Source organism: Faecalibacterium sp. DFI.5.82 (assembly GCF_029076575.1).
Taxonomy (GTDB): Bacteria; Bacillota; Clostridia; order Oscillospirales; family Ruminococcaceae; genus Faecalibacterium; species Faecalibacterium duncaniae.
In genome coordinates this window covers 1-314 of the sequence record NZ_JARFIS010000435.1, presented here as the reverse complement: position 1 = coordinate 314, position 314 = coordinate 1, and the positions used below count along the sequence as shown (strand labels likewise).

At 50.6% G+C, this 314-nt stretch carries 1 pseudogene; it reads right to left on the bottom strand.

Features of this window, described 5'->3' with window-relative positions:
- Window positions 1-185 (bottom strand): annotated as a pseudogene (locus P0G09_RS17315) (MarR family transcriptional regulator); the annotation flags it as partial.
- Window positions 186-314 lie beyond the last annotated feature (129 nt).

Here is a 314-nt window from a genome sequence, read left to right as displayed (position 1 = left end):
GCCTTGATGTGGCGCACCTCCACGATATCGCGGGCGGTCGTGTAGTTGGGGTAGTTGGAAAGAAACATCAGGATATCAAACGCTGTCTGCGGCAGATGCTGCTTCTGGCACAGCGGCTTGCAGACGGCGCTGTACACAAGGCCCGTCTTGTTGGCAAATTCCACACTGGGGTTCAGCTCACGCATTGCGCGCCTCTCTTTCTCTCTTTTTGAATTGTTCTCTTTTGAAGTATTTTAGCACAGGAAATCTCTGTTGTCAAGGGCAGGCGGCGTAAAATCAACTAATCCATATACTTTGTCCAACGCAAAAAGCCC